Origin of the sequence: Pseudomonas sp. MWU13-3659 (genome assembly GCF_023757525.1) — a bacterium.
GTDB classification, from domain to species: Bacteria; Pseudomonadota; Gammaproteobacteria; order Pseudomonadales; family Pseudomonadaceae; genus Aquipseudomonas; species Aquipseudomonas entomophila_E.
This window is the reverse complement of the sequence record NZ_JAMSHW010000002.1, coordinates 325,502-347,580: the sequence shown is the minus strand read 5'-3', so window position 1 is coordinate 347,580 and position 22,079 is coordinate 325,502. Positions and strand designations below refer to the sequence as shown.

Sequence of the window (22,079 nt, the reverse complement as noted above, 5' to 3'; positions counted from 1 at the left end):
CATGGATATCTACGAGATTCGCAAGCACAACCTGGTCAAGCTGATTGGCGGCCAGAGAAAAGGCTCCTGCGCCGAGCGCTGGGGGATGGCGCCTGCGCACCTGAGCCAAATCCTTTCGGACAAGACCGCGAAGAACCTCGGCGACGATGTGGCCAGGCGGATCGAGGGCATCGAAGGCCTGCCCCGCGGATGGTTCGACTCACTCCCTTCGGATGATGAGCCGCGCGCAGCAGCCCTGGGCTCGGATGCCGGCGGGAAATCGGCCGCCGACCTGGTCAAGCAGATGCTGGCGAAGAGCGGCAAGGGGATTCCAGAGGAGACACGGCAGCGATTGCTGGCAGCGGCCGAGGAAGGTCAGCCTGCGCCCTCTCCTAGCAGCCAAATCGCCCCCCCCGCTGACGGCGATATTTCCATCCCCCAGTACGACGTACGAGCTGCCATGGGGCACGGGCAAGTGCCCGCCGAGTACAGCGAAGTCATCCGCAATGTGGTTATCCGCGAAGAGGTGCTGCGCGAGAAAGGTGTGACCTACACCTCAGCTCAAGCCCTGTCGATGATCACAGGATGGGGACAGAGCATGGAGGGGACGATTAACGATAAAGACCCGGTGATCGTTGATCGCGGAGTAAACGACTACCAGGGCGAAGGGGTATACGTACTCACTTGGCACGGAGACTTACTCATCAAGCGGTTGCAGCGCCAAGATGAAGATCATGTCTGGCTTATATCAGACAACAGAAACTACGAAAAGCAATCCGCAAGAATTGATGATGTGATAATTCATGCGAAAGTACTACTAGTTTGGAACGCAAGAAAAGTCTAGAAAAGTCACGCCAATACATAAGTTTGCGACCTTGGGGAAGGTAGCATACGCAATGCAACGGAGCGCAAAGTGAGCACGCTTACCAAACCAAAGGCAATACATTACAAGAACGTTTTCATTACTGGTGACGCAAACCTCCAGCTACTATTAAAGGGCGCACTTTCAGCCACAGGCAATGCTAGCAGGCCAAGTTTGCGCCAGCAGAAAGCAAACGATGAAGACACAAGCGTTGTTTTCATAAACAAATTCAAAGAATACAACGGCATGTCCTTCGGACAACTGGTTTATCTTGAATCTGGAAAGCAACAACCTTTCATCACGGTGGATGATGATGCTGAATTCTACTCAATAAGCTCGCTATCTTCAGAAAAAATCCCCGAGATTGACGACAAGGAAAAGACTGAAGCTGAAGCAGCCAAAAAAAGGAGGGAGTTCCTTGAGTCCATGCTTTATTTTGGGGTATTGGACAACCACATGGTCGTGATGCAGTCTTCAGCCTTGAAGACCCGAGAGTTAGAAGCTCACCTTTCGTGGTTACTGGGAACCAAAACCTCCCAAATCGACCAGTCAACCATGCTGGTTCTTAAAGACAAGCCTGCTGAGGCTGTCTATTCGAAGATGGAACGGAAGCCGGTAAAAAGTATACATGTCGGGGCACCTCTGACCTCAAAGATCGAGAATGACCCTTCGGCCGCAAAAAGGGAGCCTCGACCAGTCAAGGACATCGAGGAGACCCATGCTAGTAAGGTCCGTTACACTCCACAAGGATTGGCGGCATCACTGCTCAAAGTTGTTGCACCAGGCTTACTCGACAGGCTCGAACTCGATGAGTCCTTAGACGAATCAAACCTGAAGGTCGCATTGGAGATCACATACCTTAGAAAGACTACTAGGGCAGGCCAACAGGTAATCGACTCATTGGCTACGAGCCTACGCCATAACCCCGAATCTGACGTAGTCATTAACCTCCAAGGAGGAGGAAAAATTCGCGGGGACGAGCTAAAATTATCAGGAAACATTACAGTCAAATTCTTAGATAGCGGACTGATTGACGAGGGTGTATTATTCCATGAAATGCACCAGTGGCTGATATCAAAAATCAGCGCCAGTGAAGTTGACTCAAATTTGGACGGTAGCGAGTGAAAAAACAATCCAGCACATTAGCACATCCAGCGCAGAGAGTCTTTCTCACTGCCCTGCTTTGTGCTGCGTGCGGATATCTAATGAGTCGCCTTCACGGCCTTATACCCTTAGATAAGCCTGTGATGCCCATCGCCTTGATGGCCACATTTGCTTTGCCCGGCACGCTCTCAATAAGCCTAATTAACAGTTTGAATGGGATCAAAAAGCTTAAAGGGCTAAACCGGGAGGAGAAAAGAAGAATCGACTCCATTGCAAGCCGAAAAGTGCACAGACAGATATTCCTAATAGTAATTTATCTACTATTATCTGCAGGGATGGGAGTCGCATTTTTTGCGGCCACGCTTCCAGCCGTCGCTCCATACCTGGAATATGTACTCGCTGCTGTAGGCGCAGCACTTGCATTCGCTGTGGTTTGCTCAGTGTTTGCTGTAATCGACTCTTCAGAGCTTGCAAGTTTTGAAGCTAAGATCGCCAATCGAAGCGCAGAGCGAAAAGCCAAGCAAGCCCTTCTAAAAAGGCTCGCCAGCAAGGACTAGAAAGCCCGCTTCGGCGGGCTTGTTTCACTCTTGTCAAAAAGGTGCCTCCTCCTCTTCGTGCCGGACTACATCAAGGTCCACTTCCCTCTCGATCACCCGATCATCATCCGTCGGTGCATCCCATTGCAGGATCACCGATCCGTCGTCGCAGAAGGTCATATCCAGGCCGTCGGTCTCCGCCAGCAGCTCCATGATTGCCTCCCAGTCCTGATCGCTGTCCGTGTCCAGGCGATGGATCAGCACCCTCCTCCCCAACTGCGCCAGCGGTGAATTGATCGTCGCCGATACCCGCAAACCCAGGCGCTCCAGGCCGGTCAGCTCTGGGCGCGCGCCCATTGAGGTGTCTTCGAGTACTGCTGCCATTTCCTACCTCCATTACTGTATATCCGTACAGGTGCATCGGAATCATAGCTCAGTGCTAAACGAAGCGTAAAGGCGCAGCCATTGGCAAAGCGGTTTAGCGAGTTTTGTCGTCCAGCGAAAATAATTTAGCTATGAGCTATTGACGATATTTTAGCTTGAGGCTAAATTTCACCTCAAGCAGTCACCAACCAGGGACTGGCCAGGCCCTCACCGGCCGCCGCTCTTTAACAGCTAGCGCAACAACCAACAGACCGCATTGCCTCTACCGGCGACCGGCGAGCAGACAGGCCCGAAAGCCTGCCAACGATGGGGAAAACCCTATACGGCTGCTCGAGGTGAAACACCACTACAAGCCCCGACCGAGCGAACGACCCGGTATGCAATGCTCCCCGCGAATCCCAGCGGCAGAAGGGAGATACACCGATTTGAATTAGCGCCCGCCACAGCTTCGGCTGCGGGCGCCGGACCTCATGCACCCTGCCCCGACCAGTTAGGGCACCAGAGCTGCAGCGTGCATGTTGTAAGGACCTGCGATCCAGGCGAACAGATGCTGATTGCCGACCTGGGGAGGAAGCTCGCCGCCCGCACCGACGACGAAGATGGCGCTCGACCTGCAACCAGCGGCGGGAATGGCGCCCACATCACTGACGCAACAAGCCGCGACCGACGCCAGTAGCGGGTCTCGGCAGGTTTCCTCGATGCCCTTCTCACGAGGGGTATCAGGGAAACCAACATGGAGAAACACCATGACCGTAAACATCAGCAGATTAACGATCACGACCCCCGTGGCCACATCCTCGACCAACCCTGTCGCCCTTGAGCTGAGCGGTGCAGAGGCGATCGCGCAGTTCCCGAAAATCGTCACGGCCTTGCCCGATGGTTCCGTTCGCTTCACGGCGCCCACCAAGGGAGCCTCGAGCAAGAGCACGCACCGCACAAGATGCGAATGGAAAGAGCCGGTGTATTGGTCGCTGGCGAGCGCTGCCGAGCACATCAACCTGCAAGAAATGACGCTGACCAAGGTCAACTCTGCACAGAAGGTTGTCGTCTCGCAGCTGCATGTAGAGGACGACGACAGCCCGCCGGTGAAGGTCTTCTGGAACGAGGGCGACATCACCATAGGGTTCCGCAAGACGTTCAATCAAGGAGAACCGGTTAACACCACCCTGCTCGAGTCCGTCCCGCATGGAGCGAAGTTCAGGATCACCATTCGCGTCCTTGCTTCGGGTGCCTTGTCCGTGACGGCCGAATGTAACGGCCGGGCCAGATCATCCGGCAGGCTGGTGATGGACAGCTCCTGGCGCTCTTCCCGCCTGAATTTCCACGGGGGCATCTACAACCAGGTCGACTACTCGGACACCACTCCCGCCAGTGACGGCTCAATCTGCATCATTAGCAAGCTCTCCCTCACACACTCCTAACCAATGCCATCACCAGCGCAGAGCGCCCTGCCCCACATTCAAGTGTAGGGGGACAGTCAGGGCGCTCTGCGGTGTTGATGAATTCTGCCGCCAAGCAGCGAGCTTCCATCCAGCGAGGCCCCGAGGAATGAACGGGGCCGATGCCGGTATTGGCACCGGCCATCAACACCATCGCAGGCGAGTCCGAGGGCAACAGCTGGCCAGACTTGACGCATCCCGGGTAGCGCCGGGCGCCTGCCCCCTTCCCTTCACTTCGACCGCATTGGACAGGTGCCAGCGAGCTTCACGGCTCGGGTTTGGTCACCTGCGCTGGCATCTGCCTAATGCGGTTGCTCAACCCAACAAGAGGTCGCCATGGGCGCACTTAGAGCCGCGCAGTTTGAGTACGACAACCGGATGCCGCCGGCGGTGATCGACGATGACGCCGACCAGATGGAGTGGATCGAGAAGCACGCGGCGCAGCTAGTATTGGGCTGCCGAGTGACCTGGGGCTACCGCGGGGAACGCGGCGAGATCACCCAGTGCGACCTTGCTCGAGCGGTGCAGGATCATGCGAACCAGCGCCAAATCGATGGCCTGGACAAGCAGGACGCCTTCGGCAAGTTGGTCATGGCCGGAGTTGGAACAGGCAGCGCGGGCTTCATCAAAGAGCTTTCAACCTACCTCTTGGGCGGCCCTGGCGCGCTCAAGGAGATCGCCGCCGACCTGCTGCGTCCGGTTGCGGCTAAGGCCGTTGCTGCCGAGCGCGACAAGGAGCGCGACATTCAGGAGTGCGGGTTTTGAGCCCGCACGTCCTGATCGACCGGCAGCTGGACGCCCTGGCGCATCCGGCAACGTCCATCAGCTGGAGCGCAACGATCCAGACGCAGCTCACCGAAATGCTGGCCGACCAGCGCCTCACTATCGAAGAGTTCAACCACTACTGCGGGCGCCTCAACAAAATCGTTGATGGGCGCAAGGAGGTTGTATGACCACGCCAATCGTTCAAACGCTCATCGACGAGGAGGTCGCAGAGTTGCCCGAGGCACAGGCCATGCCGGCCGACCGGGTGCTGATGCTGTTCAAGGGGCCGACCTTCGAAGCTGCGGTGCACGAAGCAGAGCTGGCCAGTATCGAGAACCCGCAGGCTTGGAAGTGCCGGGCCTGCATCTGCGGCGAATGGACGGTCGGGTACGAGGTGCGGGCATGACCGTCTACCAGCGAGCCCGCCGCCTGGTCATCTGGCGAGGCTCCTTCTCTGCCATCTTCGCCTGCACCATCTTCATGCTCGCCAGCGCACTGGCCGGCAGCATCACTTCCTGAATACACACCCGAGCACGGCGGGCCGCCTCGCGGATAGCCGTACCCTGAGTGGAGCGTAAGCCGGCAAGAGCGCGCAACCATCACCGGCAGCCAGGGCGTCCAGCAGACACCCACCGGCGTGACCTGGCATTTCCCATTTTCAACTGACGGCGCCGGCCTGGCGCGAGGTGTACCAATGTCCGCATCAACCGAATTGGCCGTCGTGCCGCCGAAAGAAACCGCGCTTCAAGTCTTCCAGGCGCCGAATGGCCTGGACCCTTACCTCCAGAAGATCCGCGACGAAATCGACGCATTCGTGCCGGACACCAGCACGGTGAAGGGTCGGAAGGCGATCGCTTCGATTGCCTACAACGTCGCCAAGTCCAAGACTGCTCTCGATAACGTCGGCAAGGAACTGGTCGCCGAACTCAAGGAAATCCCGAAGAAGATCGACGCCGAGCGCAAGCGGATGCGCGACAAGCTTGATTCCTGGCAGGAAGAGGTGCGCCGGCCGCTGAACGAGTGGCAGGCCGCTGAGGATGCCCGGATCGACCGCCATAACGACGCTATTGCGCGGATGAAGGAACTGGCGACAGAACTGGGATCCTTGGACGCCGAGCAGATTGAAGCACGCGCCACCGAGCTTTCCCAGTTTGCCCTTGGCGAGTCCTGGGAAGAGTTCGAAGCGGAGGCGGCTCGAACCAAGGAATCGTCAATGAATGCTCTGGTGGCCGCCATGGCTGCCCGCAAGAAGTACGACGCCGAGCAGGCAGAACTGGCCCGCCTGCGCCGCGAAGCAGAAGAGCGAGCCGAGCAGGACCGTATTCGAGCAGCACAGGAAGCCGCTGTCGAGCTGGAGCGCCAGCGCGTAGCCCAGGAGCAGCAGGCCGAGCGTGACGCGGCCGCCAAGCGCGAGCAGGACCTGAAAGACCAGGCCGCCGCACAAGAGCGCGCCGCCGAGAACGAACGACTACAGCTGCAGCTTCAGGCCGAGCAAGCTGAACGCGCCAGGGTGCAGGCCGAGGCCGACCGCGTCTCCACCGAGCAGCGGATGGAGCAAGAGCGCCAGGCAGCCGCCCGCCGGCAAGAGGAAGCAGCCGAGCAGGCCCGCCAGGAAGAACGCCGCCGGGCCGATGCGGCCGCCGCCGAGATCCTGCGCCAGCAGGAAGCTCGCGAAGCCGACAAGGCGCACCGCGCCAGCATCAACCGCGCTGCCCTTGAGGCCTTCATCGCCGAGGGCATGCCTGAAGCCTGCGCCAAGCAAGCGGTCACCCTGATCGCCCAGCGCAAGATCCCGAACATCGCCATCTCCTACTGAGGTACGCCATGAGCGCCACAGCTATCGCCGAGAACCGCGAGTCTCGCCAAATCGCCGCGGCTGCGGCCACCCCTGAAGCCACCGCCATGCTCACCATGGTCCAGCGCGCGGCTACCGACCCTTCGTTCGATACCGAGAAGATGCAGGCCATGATGGCCATGTACGAGCGGTACACCGACCGATCTGCTGCGGCCGCCTTCAATGCCGCCATGGTTCGCGCCCAGTCCGACATCGGACCGGTCTACCGCGACAAGTACAACAGCCAGACCAACAGCTCTTACGCGGCCCTGGAGTCGATCGACAAGAAGATCGCGCCCACCTACACCCTTCACGGTTTTTCGCTGTCGTTCGGCACCGACGACAGCCCGCTGGCAGGACACATCCGCACCGTCTGCGATTGCATGCACGAGGCCGGGCACACCAAGCGCTACCACGTCGATCTCCCCATTGATTCCACCGGCATCAAGGGCAGCGTGAACAAGACCGGCGTGCACGCCAATGGCTCCACCTACAGCTACGCCCGGCGCTACCTGACGATGATGATCTTCAACGTCGTGCTGACGAATGAGGACAACGACGGGAACGGCGATGGTGACCAGCCCCAAAGTTTCGGGGAGTTGATGAATGAGTGGATCCCGAAGGCCTACGCCGCTGACTCCAAAGATTCGCTCACGGCGGTCTGGCAGGCAGGCGTCAAGTTCGCCCAGGACCTGAAGTCCACTGACAAGAAAACGGCCGACGAGCTCTACGAGGCCTTGAAAGTAGCGGTTAGCGCTCGCGGCTCGCAGCTCAGCGCAGCCCCACAAGCAGGAGCAAGCCAATGATCATCGTCAATTGCGCCCAGGGCTCACCAGAGTGGCTGCAGGCCCGCGCCGGCGTTATCACCGCCAGCATGTTCAGCACCGCCCGCTCGAAGGTGAACGGGTTGACCGCCCAGCAGCGCATCTACGTGGACGCCATGCTCGACGGGCGCACTGAGACGCGCGCTCGGGAGCTGGCCGGCTACAAGGCCGCCCCCAAGGCCGAGGTGGTCCAGCGCGCTCTGGATGGCGAGAAAGTCGGCGAGCCGTCCAATGCCGCCCTCACCTATGCCTTCGAGTTGGCCGTCGAACGCATCGGCGGCAAGCCGCTGGATGGCGGCTTCGAGACCTGGCAGATGCGCCGAGGTCACGAACTCGAACCCGAGGCCAGGATGGAACATGAGATCCAAACGGGCCTGATCGTCACTCAGGTCGGTCTGGTCAAGACCGACGACGGCGTATTCGGCGCCAGCGCTGACGGCTTCATTAACGAAGACGGCGGCAGTGAGTACAAGTGCTTCCTTGCCCCCGACAAGCTGCGCGCCTTCCATATTGAGAACGACGCCAGCGAGGTGATCGACCAGGTGCAGGGCTGCATGTGGATCACAGGCCGCAAGTGGTGGCACATCGGGATGTACTGCCCCCTCCTCAAGCCAGTCGGCCGCCAGCTGTGGTGGCGCGAGTTCAAGCGCGACGATGACTACATCGAGCAGCTGGAGCAGGACCTGTGGGAGTTCAAGTTGCTGGTCGACGGGTACGAGAAACAACTTAGGAGCCAAGCAGCATGAACCCATCAATTGACCTGGAGGCAGCAAAGGCTGCCTTCTTCGCTTCTGGCGGCCAGCTGGTCGTGCTGGATAGCTTCACCTACCAGCCCCTGCCTCAGCGCAAGCACCCAGAACCAAAACCGAAGCGGGCAAAGCCAGCCAAGCAAGAGCCGGGCGGCGAGCGGAAAAGCCGCGCCAAAGCACGCACAGATCAGATCGAAGAGCTCGCCAAGACCATGACCTGCGCCGAGGTGGCAAAGCTCCTGGGCGAAACCAAGACAGCTCTATGGGGCGTAGCGGCTCGGGGAGGATTCAGGTTCTTTAGCCCTCCGAAGTCGGCGAGACCGGCGAAGGTAAAAGCCGAACAGAGCCAGGAGGATCGTGACCTGGCCGACAGGATCCTTGCCCTGCGTGACGCCGGAAAGTCCAGATGCCGGGCCACGATTGAGCTGGGCATCGGCAACTGTCGGCTTGTGCGGATCATCGATGAGTTCGGCATTGATTTTCCAATTCAGCGACGCCAGGGGTAGGTCATGAGCGAGCACGGCGAGCATCCCAGCGTCTATTACCTTGGCCGGGAATGCCGCCGCAACGGTGGCGGCAAGATGGCCAACCCATTCGCTTATCACACGTTTCACGGCTCTTGGTTCCTGGCCGGCTGGAACGACATGGATCTAGAGATTGAGCAGAAAAATCCAAAGCGCGCTGCAAAGAACAAGGCGGCGTGATCAGTTCAACTTGCCGCCCAGCGGATTGAAGGAGTTGCCGTATGGCGATGACCCAGCAGCAGCGCAACGAGAAGCGACGCGCCAAGGCCGAGCGCCTTCAGGAAGAAGACCTGCGTTTGAAGGTTCGACCAGGGATTAAGCAGGCCCTGCTGGATCTGATGGAGTGGACTGGGATCGAGGAACAGGGCGAGGCGATGACACTGATGATTCATCACCTGCATGGGCTTGGCCCTGGCGGCGCTCTGCCGCTGCTGACGCCTCCGCGCCACGAAATCACAGTTTCACCGTCTGTGGTGCGGAAGCTTGAGAATTTCCGCGATCGCGAGCCGCTGCGTATAACTTCCGATTAATCAGAATGCAGCGGGGAAACCGACCGCCATCCCACCTAAAGCAACTAACCCCTGAATTACAGACGTTACATTAGCAGACCGCTCAATGAACGCCCATAGCTTCGACTGCTTTACGGATTCGACTTTATCTTCATGGGTAGCCCCATTCATTGCCTGAAGCGTCCTTAGGACTGCAAGGATATCTTCAATAGGGGTATCAGCAGGAAGGCCAAGTTCCTGAACCAGCCCTTTTGGGTCTCGTTGGACAATCGCGCTTTTGCAATTGATCAAATTATTATCAGTAAAATCGAGTTCGGCGTCTGCATCATGCGGAACTGAAACAGCCGTGCCTACTCCGTTGAAAGTGTTCCCGGACACATTAATTTTGAATGCCATGACTTCCTCGAGGTTGTGACCGCTGAGCATCCTCTAATACCCCATCCCACCCCAAATTGCCACCATGCCGCCACCAACACGGAGGGCGGCGCATACAAATCAAGAGGTATCGTCCATGGCCGTGCAGAAGACGGGAGCCGCCAAGCATTCAGCGGACTACCGCGAGCGCGAGAAGACGAAGGCCGCGAAGCTTGGCATCGAGAAGGTGTTCTTCAACATGCCGGCCGGCATAAAGGCTGCGCTGACAGCCGAGATCGAGCGCCACGGCTACGACCAGGTGCAAGAACTCTGGCAGGACCTGGCCCTGTCGTGGATTGCGCAGGATCCTGATGAGCGGGCGCGCCGACTTGAACGACCTGACGCGCCAGCTTTTTACATCTCGCCGAAACTAGCGCGTCAGTTCGAAGAGGCTAGTACGGCTGAGCTGAGGCGAAACCCTGGCGACGAGATTGTCAGGCCCTAGGTCAAGTCGAAAACGACCTGTCCAGGCGCTGCCATCGCTATCCGCACCATGCTGTCTACTGCCGCATTTGATGTTTTGATTGTGAGCGTGCCCTGCCCCTTTGTCTTGAGCGCCATGGCAACTCTAACCAATCCATCTACTTCATAGTTGCCGCTCACGACAACACTTCCACCAGCCGTCGCGACTCGCACCAATGATTCAATAGCGCTCCCCATTTCTACCACTCCCTGTAGACGGCCCGATTGCCGACCATCTGTATTACCCCATTCCACCCCAAATTGCCACAATGCCGCCACCAGCACGGAGGGCGGCGCATGCCCAGGAGATTCACCATGCAACTCGACATCAACATCGAAGGGATCGTAGCCGAGTCGGTAGCCGCTGCGCTGAGCCCGGAAAAGCTGCAGCCGATCATCCAGAGCAATGTGGAAGACACGGTGAAGCGCGCCATCGAATCTCAGTTCAGCTACCGCTCGAAGTTCAAGGAGCTGCTCGAAGAGAAGCTGGCTGGCGTGATGCCGACCGATATCGAGGACGTTGGCCGCTTCGGAGACCTGGTAGTGAAAACGGTCTCTGGCATGCTGGGCGACATGCAAAACCAAGCTGTGAAGCAGGCCATACAAGAGCGCTTGGCCGAGATGATCAAGCCCCTCCCGCAAAGCATCACCTTGAAGGAGCTGCTGAACCAGATCACGAAGGGCCTGGGTGAACGCGACGAAAGCCGCGGCGAGGATCGCCCCGCCATCTTCGTCGAAACCACAGAGGGTGTTTGCGCCGGGTACTGGCACCTGTATGTGGATGCCGAGGAGCGCACGTCGAAATACTCGTGCGCCATCCAGATGGACTTCAACAAAGAAGGCCAGTGCTACAGCCTCAGGATTAACGATTACGACCCGTCGAAAACTCTCTTCCTCGGCGCCAAGTTTGGTCTCGACGCTCTACTGCTGAACCTCTACACCTGTGGCGTGAAGGTCCAGTACCAGGAAGTCGACGCTTACGACTTCCACTACGGCCACGACGTCTGACCCTCCGGCGCTGCCCGCCAGCGCCTTCCCCCTATTCAACGATAACGCACCAGGCCGCGCAGGCCATGGAGGCTTACCCATGCAAGTCATCTACGCAGGCCTGCGGAATGGCCAGCGCGACCAGGCGATACACGATGCCCTGCTGTACAAGCACGTCGCCGAGGTGGCCGAAGAGTTCAAGCTCTCGCCGAACACCATCCGTGCCGCAGCAAAACGCATCGAGAAGGTCGAGTTGTTCGATCTGACGCTCACAGGGGGGGGGTAAGCCGATGGCAATCGGCAGGGTCGCCTCCGACTGCTTCCGCAAGGCAGCGCTCGGCGCCTACCGAACCTATCGCGGCACCTTCCAGCACCTCGACCTTCCGTGCTGGGTGATCACCGACGGCACCCAGCGAATCGAAGTCGTCGAGCTCCGAATGATCGACGCCGGCAAATCAGACCTCTGATCACAGAAAACCCAACTTACCTCCATGCCCGCGCCAGCGATGGCTATGCCTGCAAGCAAGGACCACAACATGACCTGTATGACCTCCCTCGCCCTGCCCTTCGAGAAGGAGCTGGTCGTCGATCTCTTCGCCGGTGGCGGCGGTGCCAGCAGTGGCATTGCCGAGGCGTACCGCGAGCCGGATGTGGCGGTAAACCACAACCCAATCGCCCTGGCCGTGCATCGTGCCAACCACCCGCAGACCGAGCACTACGTAGCGGATGTGTTCGAGGTAGACCCCGTCCTGGCCACCAAAGGGCAGCCGGTGGGCATCTTGTGGGCATCGCCCGACTGCCGGCACCACAGTAAGGCCAAGGGCGGGAAGCCGCGCAACCGCAAGATACGCGGCCTGGCCTGGGTCATCATCCGCTGGGCCTACCAGACCAGCCCGCGCCTGATCTTCCTTGAGAACGTGGAAGAGTTCGCCGACTGGGGGCCGCTCGACAATGAGGGGCGCCCGATCAAGGCCGAGAAAGGCCGGACGTTCCGGGCCTTCGTGAGCGTGCTGGGCAACGGCATTCCGGAGGACCACCCGGACCTGCCGGAGATTCTGGCCGAGATTGGCGATCACGTGCCGAAGGAGGCTTTGGTCCGTGGCCTGCGGTACAACTTCGAGCACCAGGTGCGGATCGCTGCAGACCAGGGCGCACCAACCATTCGCAAGCGGCTGTACGGAATCGCCAGGCGCGACGGCAAGCCAATCGTGTGGCCGGCGCCGACGCATCACAAGAACCCGGCCAAAGGGCAGAATGCATGGCGGTCCGCCGCCGAATGTATCGACTGGGAGCTGCAGGGGCGCACAATCTTCCGCGACGATGCCTTGGTGGAGAACACCATGAACCGCATCGCCAAAGGCCTGTGGCGACACACCCTGGCCTGCAACGACCCGTTCATTGTCCCCCTGCGCGGAACCTCGAAGTCGCACACCAGCACGCACAGCGTCGACGATCCAGTATCAACCATCAGCGGTGGCGGCACTCATCACGCCCTGGTTCAGCCGACATTGGCCGTGGCCGGCTGCCTGACGGAGCACGCCAATGGCTCAACACAGCGGACCTTCGATGCCGAAGAGCCGCTTCGGACGCAAGTGGCCCAGGTCAAGGGCGGACACTTCGCGCTGATCACAGCCAACTTGGTCACCCTTCGCAGCGGTTGCGTCGGCGCCCCAGTATTCACGCCCGTCGGATGCATCACCCAAAGCGGCGGGCACCACGCTATAGCTTCGGCCCACCTTGAGCAGGCGAATGGCGGGTTCTACAAGGGCGATGGCAGAAGCGCAGTCGATCCGTTCTCGACGATATTGGGGAAGGGCTCCAACCAGCGGCTGGTCACAGCCTACCTGGTCAAGTATTACGGCGCCGAGAAAGACGGCATTTCCATGCGAGAGCCGATGCATACGATCCCGTCGAAGGATCGCATGGCCGTCGTTCAAGTCGTGCAACTGCAGACCCATACTCTGACGGACGAACAGCTGGCCGGCGCCCGCAAGTGTGCCGCGTTCATGCGCAAGTATCTTCCACAGCACTTCACTGAGCACGCCGATGTGGTGATGGTCGGTGACTACGTGATGATCGACATCACGCTTCGCATGCTCAAGCCCCACGAGCTGAAGCGCGCCCAAGGCTTCAGGGCTGACTACATCATCGACCGAGGGCTGTTCCTCGACGAGAAAACCGGCCAGCTTTACTGGAACGCAATCTCCGGTGCCAACCAGGTGAAGCTGCTGGGCAACAGCGTCTGCAAGGACGAAGCCCGGGCGCTGGTTGCCGCCAACGCTTCCGACCTCATCGAACTTTATCAGCGCCTGGCCGCCTGACGCCGCCGGCAGGAGATCCCCATGCCCACAGAAAACCGATCCAGCAACGCAGAGATGGTCAGCGTGCCGCGCCAGCTGACCCGCGAAATGCTCAATGGCGTGTGCATGCACCCGGACCTTGCAAGGTCCCTCTGGAGCGCACTGCTGAAGAACGCGCCGCAGCCAGCCGAGCAGAACCAGAGCGAGCCGGTGGCGTGGCGAGGAATCAACGAACTAGGCGAGATCGTTACCGAATGGGTAGATGGCTCCCCGCCAAAGACCATGGTGGACCTGTCCGGAAACCACGACAGCTATGCAAGTATTGAACTGGCCTACACCCGCGCCGCCCCTGGCGAGGTTGAGCGGCTGCGCTCCGAGATCAAGCGGTTGGAACTGATGGTTTCGCAGAGCGACTACAGCTACGACATGGATCGGGACCACATGAAGGGGCGCATCAACTCCCTGGAAGACCTGATGAGAAAGTTCGTGCACAACTGCAAAAAACATCAGCTGCAGCACACTGACCTTCCGGCTCTCAGCGGGGTTCGCTGGTATCTGAAGCGCTTCGAGTCCGCCCTATCCGCCAGCGCAGCGCCACAGGTGAAGTCGTGAAGACGCATTTCGCACCATTCACCGACCTAGATGACCTTGAGCAAGCGCCGTGCGGCACCTGGCTGGGCGATACCTCTGAGCTGTCAGGCGAATGGTCCAAAGTCGATTGCCTGCTCTGCCAGAAACGCAAGGACAGGATCATCGCAGCTGCAGCGGCCGAAGAGAGCGCAATTGTCGAGCAGATGGGCGAGATGGCGGAGTGGATGCGAGCAGACAGCGCAGAGCAAAACGCAAAGCAGGCCTTCCGCGACTACTGCGACCGCTGCGCCGAGATAGTGGCGACCTGGCCGGTGTGGAAGCGTGAAGCGATCAAGTCACCTCCCGTGCCGGCTGTTGTGTGCAGGCCCGGGATCAATTGCGGCAAGTGCTTCGGGTGCGCCAGCAGAGCGCGAGGCAAGCAGCCCTGACCGAAAGAGCACATTTGTACTCCATCCAGCTGTAACCCCTCTCCCCTCTATTCACTGCCGCGAGCGAGCGGCCAAGGACGAAGTCATGCCTGTAGAAACCCAAGCACCGGAATTCGCGCTCGATGGAAGCCAGCCGGCGCGGCCTACCCTCGCCTGTTACCAGGTCGGCGACTGCGACTGGGTGGCGGCAACCAGCGAAGAAGAGGCCCGCCGAATCCTGGCCGAAATGAACGGTGATGACCCATCCGAATACGCCGACTGGGACGTTGAGCTGACGAGCGACAGGATGCTCGACCAACAGTGGGTCGACGAAGATCCGCCACACGCTGAATGCGGCTGCCTTCGCCAGTGGCTGGCAGAGGCAACTGAGCCCTGCTACCTGATGGGTACGGAGGGCTGACCATGGCCCGCCTAGCACTTCTCCTCGCGCTGCTGGCCACCGGCGCCAGCGCAACCGAGAACGTCATCGACGTGCAGCACGACAGCCAGCGCGGCGTCACCTGCTACCTGCTGAATGGGGTCGGCATCAGCTGCATCCCCGACAGCCAGCTCCAGGCCGGCAACGAGCGCCAGCTCTCCCCGCACGAACGCGACAACGGACCAACACCTGCTGCCGCGCCGGCGGCATGGAATGATGAGAGGTATCAGCTGTGAGCGCAGTAATCAGTTCTTGCGGGCTCTACCGTTACCGCCTCGAACGAGAGGTGCAGGCCGAGGGCAAGGTGTTCGCCTTCTTTGGAATCAACCCCAGCACGGCAGACGCCACCCTGGATGACGCGACCGTTCGCAAATGGCGCGGCTTCACCCAGCGTAACGGCGGCCGGCGATTCATCGTTGGCAACGTGTTCTGCTATCGCGCGACAGACCCTCGCGATGTTGGTTTCTCGAACGACAGGCGAACCTACATCAACGGCCTACCCACGCCTTCCCACCACTTGGATAACCTCGAGCACATCCGTCAGATCATCACTGATGCCGACGTGCTGGTCCCGTGCTGGGGGCGCACCACCAAGGTGACCGCAGCAATCAGATATTGCTTTGCCGAGGTACTGGGCCTGCTCAACGCCAGCGGAAAGCCTGTTCTGCATTTCGGGGTGACCGCCAGCGGCGACCCGAAGCACCCGCTTATGCTGGGCTATGACACTCCGCTGATCCCGTGGGGACAACCATGACCGACCTGACCGAAGTGAAGACCTGCACCTGCCCATCCGGAGACGGCTCATTGCGCTGGCCGTGCCCGGTTCATCCGCCATACGTGGAGGACTCGAAATGATCGCCCTCGCCTACATGGCCTACCTGATCTGGAAGGCGCCGCGATGAGCCGTGAAGTGACAGAACTCGACTTCAGGAAGCCGGAGTTCCGCGACGCCAAGGTTGAAGATTACGAATTCCGCGAGGATGGCGCGCTGGTCAGGAAAGACCGGTGGCAGACCGGCATGTGGCGGGTTGCATCGCTCGTCGGCCAATCGCGGGGCGGATTCGAGATCGACACCGTTGTCGAGAAGGTCCGCAAGCTCGCAGGCAATTGGTGCCCGCCTGACCCAGACGAGGATCCTGGGCTGGAGCGGATCGACATCCGCCTGTCATGCGGCAGCATCCTTGCCAACTGCGAGCGCACCGGCCCATTCGCCTACCTCTGGCCTTTCGGGAACATCACCTTCACCAGCAAAGACTTCGGCGCCGACATCGTCGAGTGGCAAGAGTCAGCCGCGCCCGAAGCATAACCCCTCCCCCAACTACTCAAGCCCGCCGACATGCGCGGGCATGGAGAGCTATTGCCATGACGAAACACAAGCACACGCCGGGCCCCTGGGAAGTCCTGAACGAAACCGAGGTCTTCACCGGTCTAGGCGCCGACAGCGGAGACGGCGTGAAAGCGCTCTCCTCTGACGGCTGGATGATCGCTGACTGCGGCGGCTGCGTGACCTTTAGCGAGGTCGGGCCGGCGGAACTCAGCCTGGACCTGCGCCGGGCGAACGCCAAGTTGATCGCCGCAGCACCGGCCATGCTAGCTGACCTAGTTGAGGCGGCCGCCCAGTTGCGCAAGTACGAAGCCCTGCACCAGGCCAAGGGCACTGTGGACAGTCTGGCGAAGGCCGATGTCAACGCCGAGCTGGCGTCACGCTTCGAGCAGACCATCGCCAAGGCCACATCCTGACACAACCTGCCGCCACCGGCGGCGTGGAGACCATCCCATGGAAACCGAGATCCTTTCGGACGAAGAGCTGGTGACGATCACTGGCTACAAACCCCGGGCGTGGCAACGCCGTTGGCTCACAGAGAAAGGCTGGCATTTCGTCGAGAGCCGCGGCGGGCGCCCACTCGTTGGGCGCCAGTACGCCCGACAGAAGCTGAGCGGCGTGGTGATCGATACCGTGCCCGTCGCTGCAGCCCCACCCCCGGCGCCAGCCTGGACCCCTGATTTCTCCCGAGTAAAGTGAAATGCGACCCAGAAGTACCGAGAACCGCGACCTGCCGCCGGGCATGTACCGGCGCAAGCGCACCAGGAAGAACGGAAATGTGTGGGTTGGGTACTACTACCGCGACCAGACCGGCAAGGAAATCCCCCTCGGTACCGACCTGGTGCAAGCCAAGCTGAAGTGGGCCGACTTTGAAGCCAAGGCCACGCCGGCCGAGCTGAAGACGATGAAGGGGATCTTCGACGAGTACGAGCGCAAGATCATCCCGGGCAAGGCCGCCAGGACCCAGAAGGACAACATCTACGAGCTCAAGCAGCTGCGCACTGTGTTCGACTCGGCACCGATCGATGCCATCACGCCAGCCATGATCGCGCAGTACCGCGACTCGCGGTCGGCGAAGACCAGGGCAAATAGGGAAATCGCCCTGCTCTCCCACGTTTTCAATACAGCGAGGGAATGGGGGCTCACAACCCGTGATAACCCGTGCCTGGGTGTGAGGAAGAACAAGGAGAAACCGCGAGACTTCTACGCAAACGAGCTGGTGTGGAAGGCGGTTTATGCGGAGGCCCCATCGGAGCTGAAGGACGCGATGGATCTCGCCTATCTGACCGGCCAGCGGCCGTCGGACGTGCTGTCCATGCGGAAGGATGACATGCAGGGTGGCTACTTACTGGTAAGCCAAGGCAAGACCGGCAAGCGGCTGAGGATCGTCCTGGAGGTAGACGGCGCGAAGAACAGCCTGGGCCTGCTGCTCGAACGAATCATGCGAAGCACAAGCAGGCACCTCTCGCCGTTCTTCATCGTCAATGAGTACGGGAAGCGCATGAGCTGGGGGATGCTTCGCAACAGATGGGCAGAAGCGAGAGAGGCAGCCAGAGTGCAGGCTGAACTGGAGAAGAAGCCAGACCTGGCCAACCGAATTGCTCAATTCCAGTTCCGGGATATCCGACCGAAGGCGGCGTCGGAGATCAACGACCTGAGCGATGCAAGCGTGCTGTTGGGCCACTCGAAAGAAGGAATCACCGAGCGCGTTTACCGTCGAGTCGGTGCGATCGCCAAGCCCTCGAAGGGCTGAAGTTTCGGAACTCCATGCCTTTTGTTTCGGAACTCTTGGCATTTTCTGCGCGCAAAGAAAAACCCCGCAGACCTAGATCTGCGGGGCTTTCGAATGGTGGAGGCCGAGGTCGGAATCGAACCGGCGTAGACGGATTTGCAATCCGGAGCATAACCACTTTGCTACTCGGCCTCAAAGTCGGAGTCAGCTTTCGCTATCTCCTTGAAACCGCTGGGCTTTTTCAAGTCAGCTGCGTTTCGATGGACGCCATTATGTCGGCATTCGATTCACCTTGCAACCCCCTTTTCGAAAAAAATCTTCAAGGGGTTCAAGGTGTTAGCGCAAACGCCCGAGTTTGCTCCACAAACCGACCAGGGTGTTCTCCACTGCGCCGCTGGCCGCTACCCCGATGCGCTCCTGCAGCGTCTTGCGCTCGGCAAAGCGCAGGTGGAACAGGTTGGCCTCGCGGGCACGCTGGCTGAGGTACTCGTCGCTGGTGCCCAACTCGTCAACCAACTGGCGATTCAACGCGGCGATACCCAGCCACACTTCACCAGTGGCCACTTCGTCGATATGCAACTGCGGGCGGTAGCGGGCGACGAAGTCCTTGAACAGCTGGTGGGTGATGTCCAGGTCTTCCTGGAATTTCTCCCGGCCTTTGTCGGTGTTTTCACCGAACACGGTCAGGGTGCGTTTGTACTCACCCGCCGTGAGCACCTCGAAATCGATGTCGTGTTTTTTCAGCAGGCGGTTGACGTTGGGCATCTGCGCCACCACGCCGATAGAACCCAGTACCGCGAAAGGCGCGCTAACGATCTTCTCGCCGATGCAGGCCATCATGTAACCGCCGCTGGCCGCCACCTTGTCGATGCAGATGGTCAACGGAATACCTGCCTCGCGGATGCGCGCCAGCTGCGAGGCTGCCAGGCCATAACTGTGCACCAGGCCACCGCCACTCTCGAGGCGCAGCACCACTTCATCCTGCGGGGTAGCCAGGGTGAGCAACGCAGTGATCTCATTGCGCAGGCTCTCGGTGGCCGATGCCTTGATGTCGCCATCGAAATCGAGAACGAACACCCGGCGCTTGTCCTCGGGCTTTTTCTTCTGCTGTTTTTCCGCCTTGGCCTGCTGTTTGCGCAGGGCCTTGAGCTGGGCCTTGTCGAGCAGGCCCGACTCCAGGCGCTCGCGCAATTCCTTGTAGAACTCGTTGAGGCGGGTGACCTGCAACTGCCCGCCCGGTTTGCGCCTACCCTTGCCGCGCAGCCCGGCGATGGCCGACAGCACGACCAGGATGGCGATCACCAGCGTGGCGGTTTTGGCGAGAAAGCTTGCGTATTCGGCAAGAAACTCCACATTGACTCCTTGATAGACCAGCGCCGCGAGGGGCGCGAAATGCTTGCAAGCATACCGGTGCGCATGGGCGGCTGCCAGCCAGGGAAAATGCTGGCAACACAGTTCAAACGACCTTTTCAAACGCTTGTATGTTTTTTCGTTGACAGCCTGCCTGGGGCATCCTAACCTCGCAGCAACCTCCAACCGGGCCGGACTACCTCGTGGGCAACCTCTACCTGATCCGACATGGCCAAGCCTCCTTCGGTGCCGACGACTACGACGTCCTCTCGCCCGTGGGTGAGCGCCAGAGCCAAGCCCTGGGTGAGCATCTCGCCCAGCTGAGGCTGCGCCTGGATCGCTGCGTCGCCGGCACCTTGCGTCGCCAGCAGGACACTGCCCGGCTGGCGCTACAGGCGCTGCAACACAGCGGCAGCCCGGTACCCGCCATAGAAACCGATGCCGCCTTCAACGAGTTCGACGCCGACGGCGTCATCCGTGCCCTGCTGCCAGGCCTGCTGCCCGACGAACCCGAAGCACTGCATATCCTGCGCAATGGCGCACAGCATCGCAGCGAGTTCCAGCGCCTGTTCGCCCTGATGGTGCAGCGCTGGCATGACGGCGAGCACAGCCACGACGACAATCTTGAAACCTGGCAGGCATTCATCGACCGGGTCGGCGACGGCCTTCGTCGCCTGCTCGCCAGCGCCGCCAGTGGCGACAACATTGCCCTGTTCACTTCCGGCGGCACCATCGCCGCCCTGCTCCACCTGGTTACCGGAGTCACGCCGGCGCAGGCCTTCAACCTGAACTGGCAGATCATCAACACGTCGCTCAGCCACCTGAAATTCCGGGGCCGCGACGTGGCACTGGCTTCCTTCAACAGCCAAGCCCACGTGCAGCTGTTGCGGGCGCCGGAGCTCATCACCTATCGATGAGCCCGGTCTGTTGTGTCCCTGCGGACGCGAATATCACTTAACAAGGAATACACCATGAGCGATGTAGCTAAAGCCGTCGAGGCGATGAAGGCAAAATTCAACCCTGCAGCGGCCGCCGGCCTGGACCTGGTGTTCGGCTTCAACATCACCGACGAAGACAAGCACTACGCGCTGCTCGTCAAGGATGGCACCTGCGAGATCCAGGAAGGCGAGAACGCCGACGCCAACTGCACCCTGGTGCTGGACAGCGAGACGCTGAAGGGCATCGTCAGCGGTGACACCGACGGCATGCAAGCCTTCATGGGCGGCAAGCTGCGCGTCGAAGGCGACATGATGCTGTCGATGAAGCTCAGCGAACTGTTCCCGGCCTGATCGCCAGGGCGTATCGTAGAAAGAAAAGACCGAAGCCAACGCGCTTCGGTTTTTTTTTGCACAAGAAAAGGTCGGGCTATCAGGGCCATTGATCGTCCGGCAACACCCCGGCCTATAACGGCCTGGCACGCTTGTACCAACTGCCTCAGGAAATTAGATTAGCCAATAGTCCTTGCTACCGATCATAAGGAAATCGCATGACGCTCACCGACCAGTCCACCCAGGTCCGCCCCGGCGAAGAACTCGATGCCGCCGTCATCGATCCGTACCTCAAAAATCACATTCCAGGCCTGGAAGGCACGCCAGCAATCAGCCAGTTCCCAGGCGGCGCCTCCAACCTCACCTACCTGGTGGCCTACCCAGGCAAAGAGTTCGTCCTGCGCCGCCCGCCGTTCGGCCACAAGGCCAAGTCGGCCCACGACATGGGCCGTGAGTTTCGCATCCTCAACCAGCTCAACGAAGGCTTCCCCTACTGCCCGAAAGCCTATGTGCATTGCACTGACGAAGCGCTGATCGGTGGCGAGTTCTATGTGATGGAGCGGGTCAAGGGCATCATCCTGCGTTCGGACATTCCGGCCGAGCTCGACCTCGATGCCACCCGCACCGAAGCCCTGTGCAAGAGCTTCATCGATCGCCTGGTCGAACTGCACCAGGTGGACTACACCGCCTGCGGCCTGGCCGACCTGGGCAAACCCGAAGGCTATGTGCAACGCCAGATCGAGGGCTGGGCCAGCCGCTACGAAAAGGCGCTGACCCCTGATGCGCCACGCTGGGAGAACGTGATCGCCTGGCTGCGTGAGAAAATGCCCGCCGACCACCCTCGCCCCGGCATCGTGCACAACGACTACCGCTTCGACAATGTCATTCTCGACAGCGACAACCCCATGCACATCATCGGTGTGCTGGACTGGGAAATGGCCACCATTGGCGACCCGCTGATGGACCTGGGTAACAGCCTTGCTTACTGGATCGAGGCAAGCGACCCGGCGCCCGTGCAACTGATGCGCCGTCAGCCCAGTAACGCACCCGGCATGCTCACCCGCCAACAATTCGTCGACTACTACGCCGAGCGCGCCGGCATCCGTATCGACAACTTCGACTTCTATTACTGCTATGGCCTGTTCCGCCTGGCCGGCATCGTCCAGCAGATCTACTACCGCTTCTTCCACGGCCAGACCCAGGACAAGCGCTTCGCCCAGTTCATCCACATGAACCGGCTGCTGGAGCACATGAGCCTGCAACTGATCGATAAATCCAGCCTGTAACACCGGCAGA

The 22,079-nt window shown here is 60.1% G+C and carries 35 protein-coding genes and 1 tRNA gene; 30 read left to right on the top strand and 6 right to left on the bottom strand.

Translation table 11 applies throughout. The features are described from left to right. The first annotated feature begins 1 nt into the window (after position 1). The 3 genes from NGM28_RS04160 (at position 2) to NGM28_RS04150 (ending at position 2,502) form a co-directional block, all read left to right on the top strand. Complete coding sequence (locus NGM28_RS04160) at positions 2-823, top strand: S24 family peptidase (protein ID WP_252088916.1); 822 nt, start codon at positions 2-4, stop codon at positions 821-823. A gap of 69 nt (positions 824-892) precedes the next feature. Next, complete coding sequence (locus NGM28_RS04155) at positions 893-1,966, top strand: hypothetical protein (RefSeq protein ID WP_252088788.1); 1,074 nt, start codon at positions 893-895, stop codon at positions 1,964-1,966. Positions 1,967-2,046: 80 nt separating this feature from the next. Then, positions 2,047-2,502 (top strand): hypothetical protein, encoded by a 456-nt coding sequence (locus NGM28_RS04150; RefSeq protein WP_252088787.1) that lies wholly within the window; start codon positions 2,047-2,049, stop codon positions 2,500-2,502. A 33-nt stretch (positions 2,503-2,535) separates the two neighbouring features. Here NGM28_RS04150 and NGM28_RS04145 read toward each other — a convergent pair whose 3' ends face one another. Both NGM28_RS04145 and NGM28_RS04140 read right to left on the bottom strand, forming a co-directional pair. Further along, complete coding sequence (locus NGM28_RS04145; RefSeq protein ID WP_252088786.1) at positions 2,536-2,865, bottom strand: DUF1654 domain-containing protein; 330 nt, start codon at positions 2,863-2,865, stop codon at positions 2,536-2,538. Positions 2,866-3,355: 490 nt separating this feature from the next. After that, positions 3,356-3,625, bottom strand: a complete 270-nt coding sequence (locus tag NGM28_RS04140) for a hypothetical protein (RefSeq protein ID WP_252088785.1) — start codon at positions 3,623-3,625, stop codon at positions 3,356-3,358. Here NGM28_RS04140 and NGM28_RS04135 point away from each other — a divergent pair. The 10 genes from NGM28_RS04135 (at position 3,612) to NGM28_RS04090 (ending at position 9,530) form a co-directional block, all read left to right on the top strand. Next, a complete protein-coding gene (locus NGM28_RS04135) occupies positions 3,612-4,286 on the top strand; it encodes a polysaccharide lyase family 7 protein (protein WP_252088784.1) in 675 nt (224 codons plus the stop codon). The genes NGM28_RS04140 and NGM28_RS04135 overlap by 14 nt on opposite strands. Positions 4,287-4,640: 354 nt before the next feature. Continuing rightward, a complete protein-coding gene (locus NGM28_RS04130) occupies positions 4,641-5,069 on the top strand; it encodes a hypothetical protein (RefSeq protein WP_252088783.1) in 429 nt (142 codons plus the stop codon). After that, complete coding sequence (locus NGM28_RS04125; RefSeq protein ID WP_252088782.1) at positions 5,066-5,257, top strand: hypothetical protein; 192 nt, start codon at positions 5,066-5,068, stop codon at positions 5,255-5,257. Before NGM28_RS04130 ends, NGM28_RS04125 begins: the two co-directional genes overlap by 4 nt. After that, a complete protein-coding gene (locus NGM28_RS04120) occupies positions 5,254-5,475 on the top strand; it encodes a hypothetical protein (RefSeq protein WP_252088781.1) in 222 nt (73 codons plus the stop codon). The genes NGM28_RS04125 and NGM28_RS04120 overlap by 4 nt, the downstream gene beginning before the upstream one ends. A 288-nt stretch (positions 5,476-5,763) precedes the next feature. After that, a complete protein-coding gene (locus NGM28_RS04115; protein WP_252088915.1) occupies positions 5,764-6,885 on the top strand; it encodes a coiled-coil domain-containing protein in 1,122 nt (373 codons plus the stop codon). A gap of 8 nt (positions 6,886-6,893) precedes the next feature. Further along, on the top strand, positions 6,894-7,709 hold the full coding sequence (locus NGM28_RS04110; RefSeq protein ID WP_252088780.1) for an ERF family protein: 816 nt from the start codon (positions 6,894-6,896) through the stop codon (positions 7,707-7,709). Next, positions 7,706-8,473 carry a lambda exonuclease family protein gene (locus NGM28_RS04105; protein ID WP_252088779.1) on the top strand — a complete coding sequence of 256 codons (768 nt, stop codon included), beginning with the start codon at positions 7,706-7,708 and terminating at the stop codon, positions 8,471-8,473. Before NGM28_RS04110 ends, NGM28_RS04105 begins: the two co-directional genes overlap by 4 nt. Continuing rightward, on the top strand, positions 8,470-8,982 hold the full coding sequence (locus NGM28_RS04100) for a hypothetical protein (RefSeq protein ID WP_252088778.1): 513 nt from the start codon (positions 8,470-8,472) through the stop codon (positions 8,980-8,982). Before NGM28_RS04105 ends, NGM28_RS04100 begins: the two co-directional genes overlap by 4 nt. A gap of 3 nt (positions 8,983-8,985) precedes the next feature. Next, complete coding sequence (locus NGM28_RS04095; protein WP_252088777.1) at positions 8,986-9,180, top strand: hypothetical protein; 195 nt, start codon at positions 8,986-8,988, stop codon at positions 9,178-9,180. A 41-nt stretch (positions 9,181-9,221) separates the two neighbouring features. Next, positions 9,222-9,530 (top strand): hypothetical protein, encoded by a 309-nt coding sequence (locus NGM28_RS04090; RefSeq protein WP_252088776.1) that lies wholly within the window; start codon positions 9,222-9,224, stop codon positions 9,528-9,530. Here NGM28_RS04090 and NGM28_RS04085 read toward each other — a convergent pair whose 3' ends face one another. After that, positions 9,531-9,905: a hypothetical protein gene (locus NGM28_RS04085; RefSeq protein ID WP_252088775.1), complete on the bottom strand. Its 375-nt coding sequence runs from the start codon at positions 9,903-9,905 to the stop codon at positions 9,531-9,533. A 115-nt stretch (positions 9,906-10,020) separates the two neighbouring features. Here NGM28_RS04085 and NGM28_RS04080 point away from each other — a divergent pair, with 115 nt between their 5' ends. Then, positions 10,021-10,368, top strand: coding sequence for a hypothetical protein (locus NGM28_RS04080; RefSeq protein ID WP_252088774.1), 348 nt, complete (start codon positions 10,021-10,023; stop codon positions 10,366-10,368). Here NGM28_RS04080 and NGM28_RS04075 read toward each other — a convergent pair. Then, positions 10,365-10,526: a hypothetical protein gene (locus NGM28_RS04075; RefSeq protein WP_252088773.1), complete on the bottom strand. Its 162-nt coding sequence runs from the start codon at positions 10,524-10,526 to the stop codon at positions 10,365-10,367. The genes NGM28_RS04080 and NGM28_RS04075 overlap by 4 nt on opposite strands. Positions 10,527-10,700: 174 nt before the next feature. Here NGM28_RS04075 and NGM28_RS04070 point away from each other — a divergent pair, with 174 nt between their 5' ends. From NGM28_RS04070 to NGM28_RS04010, 13 genes are all read left to right on the top strand, one after another. Beyond that, positions 10,701-11,393 carry a hypothetical protein gene (locus NGM28_RS04070; protein ID WP_252088772.1) on the top strand — a complete coding sequence of 231 codons (693 nt, stop codon included), beginning with the start codon at positions 10,701-10,703 and terminating at the stop codon, positions 11,391-11,393. Between the two features lie 79 nt (positions 11,394-11,472). Beyond that, complete coding sequence (locus NGM28_RS04065; protein ID WP_252088771.1) at positions 11,473-11,658, top strand: hypothetical protein; 186 nt, start codon at positions 11,473-11,475, stop codon at positions 11,656-11,658. Positions 11,659-11,662: 4 nt separating this feature from the next. Beyond that, a complete protein-coding gene (locus NGM28_RS04060) occupies positions 11,663-11,839 on the top strand; it encodes a hypothetical protein (protein ID WP_252088770.1) in 177 nt (58 codons plus the stop codon). A gap of 69 nt (positions 11,840-11,908) precedes the next feature. Next, the gene (locus NGM28_RS04055) at positions 11,909-13,693 is read left to right on the top strand and encodes a DNA cytosine methyltransferase (RefSeq protein WP_252088769.1); all 1,785 of its coding nucleotides are present in this window, start codon (positions 11,909-11,911) and stop codon (positions 13,691-13,693) included. 21 nt (positions 13,694-13,714) lie between these two features. Next, positions 13,715-14,284, top strand: coding sequence for a hypothetical protein (locus NGM28_RS04050; RefSeq protein ID WP_252088768.1), 570 nt, complete (start codon positions 13,715-13,717; stop codon positions 14,282-14,284). Continuing rightward, entirely contained in the window at positions 14,281-14,691 is a 411-nt protein-coding gene (locus NGM28_RS04045; RefSeq protein WP_252088767.1) for a hypothetical protein, read from the top strand. The genes NGM28_RS04050 and NGM28_RS04045 overlap by 4 nt, the downstream gene beginning before the upstream one ends. Before the next feature lie 85 nt (positions 14,692-14,776). Then, positions 14,777-15,091, top strand: a complete 315-nt coding sequence (locus NGM28_RS04040) for a hypothetical protein (protein WP_252088766.1) — start codon at positions 14,777-14,779, stop codon at positions 15,089-15,091. 2 nt (positions 15,092-15,093) lie between these two features. Further along, positions 15,094-15,345: a hypothetical protein gene (locus tag NGM28_RS04035; protein WP_252088765.1), complete on the top strand. Its 252-nt coding sequence runs from the start codon at positions 15,094-15,096 to the stop codon at positions 15,343-15,345. Beyond that, on the top strand, positions 15,342-15,863 hold the full coding sequence (locus NGM28_RS04030) for a DUF1643 domain-containing protein (protein ID WP_234561045.1): 522 nt from the start codon (positions 15,342-15,344) through the stop codon (positions 15,861-15,863). Before NGM28_RS04035 ends, NGM28_RS04030 begins: the two co-directional genes overlap by 4 nt. Before the next feature lie 144 nt (positions 15,864-16,007). Further along, positions 16,008-16,415 (top strand): hypothetical protein, encoded by a 408-nt coding sequence (locus tag NGM28_RS04025; protein ID WP_240063420.1) that lies wholly within the window; start codon positions 16,008-16,010, stop codon positions 16,413-16,415. A gap of 56 nt (positions 16,416-16,471) precedes the next feature. After that, positions 16,472-16,849, top strand: coding sequence for an XkdD/Y8K6 family phage-associated protein (locus NGM28_RS04020; protein ID WP_252088764.1), 378 nt, complete (start codon positions 16,472-16,474; stop codon positions 16,847-16,849). A gap of 37 nt (positions 16,850-16,886) precedes the next feature. Further along, complete coding sequence (locus tag NGM28_RS04015) at positions 16,887-17,132, top strand: DUF4224 domain-containing protein (RefSeq protein ID WP_186595520.1); 246 nt, start codon at positions 16,887-16,889, stop codon at positions 17,130-17,132. 1 nt (position 17,133) lies between these two features. Next, on the top strand, positions 17,134-18,186 hold the full coding sequence (locus NGM28_RS04010) for a site-specific integrase (protein WP_252088763.1): 1,053 nt from the start codon (positions 17,134-17,136) through the stop codon (positions 18,184-18,186). A gap of 97 nt (positions 18,187-18,283) precedes the next feature. On the opposite strand, the gene NGM28_RS04005 is transcribed toward NGM28_RS04010, so the two are convergent. Beyond that, positions 18,284-18,357 (bottom strand) — tRNA-Cys (locus tag NGM28_RS04005). A 144-nt stretch (positions 18,358-18,501) separates the two neighbouring features. Continuing rightward, entirely contained in the window at positions 18,502-19,518 is a 1,017-nt protein-coding gene (sohB, locus tag NGM28_RS04000) for a protease SohB (protein WP_240063417.1), read from the bottom strand. Positions 19,519-19,718: 200 nt separating this feature from the next. Here sohB and NGM28_RS03995 point away from each other — a divergent pair, with 200 nt between their 5' ends. From NGM28_RS03995 to NGM28_RS03985, 3 genes are all read left to right on the top strand, one after another. Further along, positions 19,719-20,432 (top strand): histidine phosphatase family protein, encoded by a 714-nt coding sequence (locus NGM28_RS03995; RefSeq protein WP_252088762.1) that lies wholly within the window; start codon positions 19,719-19,721, stop codon positions 20,430-20,432. A 54-nt stretch (positions 20,433-20,486) separates the two neighbouring features. After that, the gene (locus NGM28_RS03990; RefSeq protein ID WP_125464629.1) at positions 20,487-20,804 is read left to right on the top strand and encodes an SCP2 sterol-binding domain-containing protein; all 318 of its coding nucleotides are present in this window, start codon (positions 20,487-20,489) and stop codon (positions 20,802-20,804) included. Positions 20,805-21,001: 197 nt separating this feature from the next. Continuing rightward, complete coding sequence (locus NGM28_RS03985; RefSeq protein ID WP_252088761.1) at positions 21,002-22,069, top strand: phosphotransferase family protein; 1,068 nt, start codon at positions 21,002-21,004, stop codon at positions 22,067-22,069. Positions 22,070-22,079 lie beyond the last annotated feature (10 nt).

Bases quoted from the DNA above. Each gene is read 5' to 3' on its own strand.
- NGM28_RS04085 (WP_252088775.1), bottom strand. From the start codon at position 9,905: ATGGCATTCAAAATTAATGTGTCCGGGAACACTTTCAACGGAGTAGGC.
- NGM28_RS04060 (WP_252088770.1), top strand. From the start codon at position 11,663: ATGGCAATCGGCAGGGTCGCCTCCGACTGCTTCCGCAAGGCAGCGCTC.
- NGM28_RS04070 (WP_252088772.1), top strand. From the start codon at position 10,701: ATGCAACTCGACATCAACATCGAAGGGATCGTAGCCGAGTCGGTAGCC.
- NGM28_RS03990 (WP_125464629.1), top strand. From the start codon at position 20,487: ATGAGCGATGTAGCTAAAGCCGTCGAGGCGATGAAGGCAAAATTCAAC.
- NGM28_RS04120 (WP_252088781.1), top strand. From the start codon at position 5,254: ATGACCACGCCAATCGTTCAAACGCTCATCGACGAGGAGGTCGCAGAG.
- NGM28_RS04090 (WP_252088776.1), top strand. From the start codon at position 9,222: ATGGCGATGACCCAGCAGCAGCGCAACGAGAAGCGACGCGCCAAGGCC.
- NGM28_RS04050 (WP_252088768.1), top strand. From the start codon at position 13,715: ATGCCCACAGAAAACCGATCCAGCAACGCAGAGATGGTCAGCGTGCCG.
- NGM28_RS03985 (WP_252088761.1), top strand. From the start codon at position 21,002: ATGACGCTCACCGACCAGTCCACCCAGGTCCGCCCCGGCGAAGAACTC.
- NGM28_RS04095 (WP_252088777.1), top strand. From the start codon at position 8,986: ATGAGCGAGCACGGCGAGCATCCCAGCGTCTATTACCTTGGCCGGGAA.
- NGM28_RS04015 (WP_186595520.1), top strand. From the start codon at position 16,887: ATGGAAACCGAGATCCTTTCGGACGAAGAGCTGGTGACGATCACTGGC.
- NGM28_RS04130 (WP_252088783.1), top strand. From the start codon at position 4,641: ATGGGCGCACTTAGAGCCGCGCAGTTTGAGTACGACAACCGGATGCCG.
- NGM28_RS04110 (WP_252088780.1), top strand. From the start codon at position 6,894: ATGAGCGCCACAGCTATCGCCGAGAACCGCGAGTCTCGCCAAATCGCC.
- NGM28_RS04025 (WP_240063420.1), top strand. From the start codon at position 16,008: ATGAGCCGTGAAGTGACAGAACTCGACTTCAGGAAGCCGGAGTTCCGC.
- NGM28_RS04065 (WP_252088771.1), top strand. From the start codon at position 11,473: ATGCAAGTCATCTACGCAGGCCTGCGGAATGGCCAGCGCGACCAGGCG.
- NGM28_RS04150 (WP_252088787.1), top strand. From the start codon at position 2,047: ATGAGTCGCCTTCACGGCCTTATACCCTTAGATAAGCCTGTGATGCCC.
- NGM28_RS04135 (WP_252088784.1), top strand. From the start codon at position 3,612: ATGACCGTAAACATCAGCAGATTAACGATCACGACCCCCGTGGCCACA.
- NGM28_RS04160 (WP_252088916.1), top strand. From the start codon at position 2: ATGGATATCTACGAGATTCGCAAGCACAACCTGGTCAAGCTGATTGGC.
- NGM28_RS04010 (WP_252088763.1), top strand. From the start codon at position 17,134: ATGCGACCCAGAAGTACCGAGAACCGCGACCTGCCGCCGGGCATGTAC.
- NGM28_RS04145 (WP_252088786.1), bottom strand. From the start codon at position 2,865: ATGGCAGCAGTACTCGAAGACACCTCAATGGGCGCGCGCCCAGAGCTG.
- NGM28_RS04080 (WP_252088774.1), top strand. From the start codon at position 10,021: ATGGCCGTGCAGAAGACGGGAGCCGCCAAGCATTCAGCGGACTACCGC.
- NGM28_RS04055 (WP_252088769.1), top strand. From the start codon at position 11,909: ATGACCTGTATGACCTCCCTCGCCCTGCCCTTCGAGAAGGAGCTGGTC.
- NGM28_RS04115 (WP_252088915.1), top strand. From the start codon at position 5,764: ATGTCCGCATCAACCGAATTGGCCGTCGTGCCGCCGAAAGAAACCGCG.
- NGM28_RS04035 (WP_252088765.1), top strand. From the start codon at position 15,094: ATGGCCCGCCTAGCACTTCTCCTCGCGCTGCTGGCCACCGGCGCCAGC.
- NGM28_RS04105 (WP_252088779.1), top strand. From the start codon at position 7,706: ATGATCATCGTCAATTGCGCCCAGGGCTCACCAGAGTGGCTGCAGGCC.
- NGM28_RS04140 (WP_252088785.1), bottom strand. From the start codon at position 3,625: ATGTTTACGGTCATGGTGTTTCTCCATGTTGGTTTCCCTGATACCCCT.
- NGM28_RS04020 (WP_252088764.1), top strand. From the start codon at position 16,472: ATGACGAAACACAAGCACACGCCGGGCCCCTGGGAAGTCCTGAACGAA.
- NGM28_RS04040 (WP_252088766.1), top strand. From the start codon at position 14,777: ATGCCTGTAGAAACCCAAGCACCGGAATTCGCGCTCGATGGAAGCCAG.
- NGM28_RS04100 (WP_252088778.1), top strand. From the start codon at position 8,470: ATGAACCCATCAATTGACCTGGAGGCAGCAAAGGCTGCCTTCTTCGCT.